We start from the raw sequence: 3,476 nt of genomic DNA, 5'->3' as shown, positions 1-3,476 counted from the left end.
TAACCGCATTCGCACCCTTTTTGTCTTGAAAAGCAATCTTACCCCCCTTCAAAACACAAAACGGGTGTTGAAATAATTGCGCGAGCGGGGTGGGGAGACGCCCCCGCACCGGTGGGCAGACGCCCCGCACGGGCAGGACGCCCCAACCCCCTACAGCAACCCCGACAAATCCGTCGCGACATGCGTAGGCCGCCACTCCACCGGCAACGCCAACGCCTCAGCCTCGGTCGACACCCCGGTCAACACCAGCAACGAATCCATCCCGGCGTTCACCGCCCCGGCGATGTCGGTGTCCAACCGATCCCCCACGACCAACGGCCGCGAAGCCCCCAACGACTTGGCCGCCTGCTCCAGCAACGGCGCGGCGGGCTTCCCCGCGATCAACGGCTCACGATCCGTGGCAGCCTTCAACGCCGCCACCAAAGCCCCACACCCAGGCAACAACCCGCGCTCGGTAGGCAACGTCACGTCAGCGTTGCAGGCAACCCACAACGCCCCTCCGCGAATCGCCACGCAGGCTTCGGCCAGCTCCCGCCACCCCATGTCCTGCGACAACCCCTGCACCACGGCAACGGCACCGTCAGCCGACCGAACAGGCGTCAACCCGACCAACCGAACCTCAGCCTCAAGGGCCGAAGTCCCCAACACCAGCACAGCGGACCCGGCGGGCACCCGCTCGGCCAGCATCGCCGCGGCGGCCTGCCCACTGGTGCTCACCTCGTCGAGCACGGCGTTGAAGCCGATCTCGACGAGGTGGTCCACCACGTCCTGCGCGGCGCGCGAGGCGTTGTTGGTCACGAACCGGATGCCGACCCCTTGGGCGCGAGCGACCGCGACCGCGTCCGCCGCACCCGGTATGGGCTCTTTGCCCCGGTACACAGTGCCGTCGAGATCCAAGAGCAGTGCGTCATACCGTGCCAACAACGTCTCGGTCACTGCTCCGCGTTCTCCTTGTCATCCACAACGCCCTCGACGTCTTCTTCCACCAACGTGTACCCGAACGCGCGCTCAGCCGCATCGGTCTCGTTCTCGTCGTCCGCTTCCGCCGCGTGCAGGAACCACTGCACCGACTCCTCGGACCGCCCAGCGGCCTCGAGGTTGTCCGCGTACGCGTAGAACAGCCGAGCGCTCCACGGGTCGCGGCGCTTCGGGTCCAGGTCTTCACCCTGGAGCGCCACCACGGCGGCGTCGAACTGCCCCATGTCCCGACGAGCGCCAGCCGCCACGATCCGCAGCTCGACAGCCTCGTCCGGCGACAACGGCTGCCCCTGAACCTCACGGGCCAGCTCCAGAGCCCGCTCCGGACGCCCCAGCGCGCGTTCGCAGTCCGCCATCACGGCGATGTGCCCGGTACCGGTGGACATCCGCCGCGCGGCACGCAGCTCGGACAGCGCCTCGGCCCACTCACCAGCGTGGTACGCAGTGAGCCCAGCCGCCTCGCGGATGACCCCGATGCGCGCGGCCTTACCCCGTGCATAGCGGGCGTGCTCGAGCGCGAGCACCGGGTTGCTGTCCACCAGGAGCCCGGCGGCGGCCAGGTGCCGACCGACGATCTCGGCCAAGCCCTTGGGCAGCCCGCGCAGCTCACCCTTGATCTCGGGGTCCAGCGCGGAGATGTCGGCCTCCGGCGGCAACTCGGGCGCACGCGCCCGCTCGTAGCCACCCTCGGTCTCGCGCGCGGCGGGAGCGGACTCCTGCGCGGGCGTCTCCGCGACGACTTCAGCGTCCACGTCGACCGAGGGCGTCTCCGCCTCGACGACCGCTTCGCCCGACCCGTACTGCGGCGTGCGCTCCTGGAACCGCGCGGCCCGCTGACGGCTGCGCTCTTCGCGCTTCTCGTCCTTGCCGGGGTCGTCACGCGGCACGTCCGCACGAGGAGCCTTGGTGTGACGGGGCTTCTCGTGACGGGGACGGTCTTCCCGCGACGGCCGGTCGTTGCCGGCGGGCCGCTCGTAGCGCGGCTTGTCGTCGCGCGAGGCGCTGCTGGGGCCACGGTCGTCACGGGGCTGGTACTCGCGACGCTCACCGGACCCGGCGCGGTCATCCCGACGCGGGTAGCTGCTGCCGCCTTCGGTGCGCGGCTTGTACTCCCGCCGCTCACCAGACCCGGCGCGGTCGTCCCGACGGGGGTACCCGCCGGAGCCGCTTTCGGTGCGGGGCTTGTACTCGCGCTTCTCGCCACCGCGGTCTTCGCGCGGCTTGTACTCACGGCGTTCGCCGCCGCGGTCTTCACGGGGCTGGTACTCGCGACGCTCGCCACCGGCCGGACGCTCGTAGCGCGGCTTGTCATCGCGCTGGTAGCCGCCGGAACCGGTGCGGGGCTTGAAGTCCCGACGGTCACCGCCGCCGGACCGGTCGTCACGGGGCTTGTCGTAGCGCGGCTTGTCGTCCGTGCTGCGGTACCGGCTGTTGCCGTTGCTGGAGATGCCACCGCGCTCGTCGCGACGCGGGTAGCTGCTGCTGCCGCCTTCAGTGCGCGGCTTGTACTCGCGACGCTCACCAGAGCCGCCACCGGCGCGGTCGTCGCGCTTGAAGCTGCTGCCGCCACCCGTCACGCGGGGACGGAAGTCCGGGCGACCGTCGCGGTTGTCGCGCTGGTGCGTCCCGCTCGTGCGGGACCGGAAGTCCGGACCCGAACGGCCTGCGCCACCGGAACGGTCGTCGCGCTTGTAGGAGCTGCCGGAACCGCCCGTGCCACCCGTGCGCTGGTACCCGCCGCTGCGGGGAGCGTCGTCCTTGCGGTACGTGCTGCCACCGCGGTCGTCACGCGCCTTGTCGTAGCGGGGACGGTCGTCGCGCGGCTTGAACTCACGGCGCTCACCGGAACCCGCACGGTCATCACGACGCGGGTAGCCGCCGGAACCGCTTTCGGTGCGGGGCTTGTACTCGCGCTTCTCGCCACCGCGGTCGTCACGGGGCTTGTACTCGCGACGCTCACCGGAACCACTGCCCGCCCGGTCGTCGCGACGGGGGTAACCGCCACCACTTCCGGTGCTGGAGGCGCCACGGGGCTTGTCGTAACGAGGACGGTCATCGCGAGGCTTGTACTCGCGGCGCTCGCCACCACTGGAGGCTCCGCGCTGGTCGCGCTTCGGCCGGTCCGGCGAGCTGGGGTTGTTCTTGTCGTCGCGGCGCGGGTAACCCGCGGCACGCTCGGCACCGGTCGCGCGGCCGCCACTGGCCGGCTTGCGATCGCTGTGGGCTGGGCCACCATCGGAACGGCGCGGTCGGTCTCCCTGGCCACGCTGACGGTCGCCGGGACGTTCCCCGAACCTGGACACCTGATTCCTCCTATGGACACGCCTGAACACGCCGAAAAGGGCTTGTGATTTGAGCACATAAGATGTGCCCCCATCACAAGCCCTTTCAGGGAATAATTGTCCCGCGGTGACCTACTCTCCCACACCGTCACCAGTGCAGTACCATCGGCGCAGGAGGGCTTAACTACCGGGTTCGGAATGGGACCGGGTGTTTCC

3 protein-coding genes and 1 rRNA gene are annotated in these 3,476 nt (G+C 70.0%); 1 reads left to right on the top strand and 3 read right to left on the bottom strand.

Annotated elements, in window-relative coordinates; translation table 11 throughout:
• Positions 1-150 precede the first annotated feature (150 nt).
• Both ACFWW9_RS45990 and ACFWW9_RS45985 read right to left on the bottom strand, forming a co-directional pair.
• Positions 151-936, bottom strand: coding sequence for an HAD-IIA family hydrolase (locus ACFWW9_RS45990; RefSeq protein WP_390389965.1), 786 nt, complete (start codon positions 934-936; stop codon positions 151-153).
• The gene (locus ACFWW9_RS45985) at positions 933-1,865 is read right to left on the bottom strand and encodes a hypothetical protein (protein WP_390389963.1); all 933 of its coding nucleotides are present in this window, start codon (positions 1,863-1,865) and stop codon (positions 933-935) included. Before ACFWW9_RS45985 ends, ACFWW9_RS45990 begins: the two co-directional genes overlap by 4 nt.
• Positions 1,866-1,886: 21 nt before the next feature.
• Between ACFWW9_RS45985 and ACFWW9_RS45980 the strand changes: the two genes are divergently transcribed.
• The gene (locus tag ACFWW9_RS45980) at positions 1,887-3,329 is read left to right on the top strand and encodes a hypothetical protein (protein ID WP_390389961.1); all 1,443 of its coding nucleotides are present in this window, start codon (positions 1,887-1,889) and stop codon (positions 3,327-3,329) included.
• Between the two features lie 50 nt (positions 3,330-3,379).
• On the opposite strand, the gene rrf is transcribed toward ACFWW9_RS45980, so the two are convergent.
• Positions 3,380-3,476 (bottom strand): 5S ribosomal RNA (gene rrf, locus ACFWW9_RS45975); the annotation flags it as partial.

It is taken from the genome of Umezawaea sp. NPDC059074 (assembly GCF_042738955.1).
GTDB lineage: Bacteria > Actinomycetota > Actinomycetes > Mycobacteriales > Pseudonocardiaceae > Umezawaea.
Note: the sequence above shows the minus strand (reverse complement) of the source record. Positions and strands in the feature narration are given on the sequence as shown.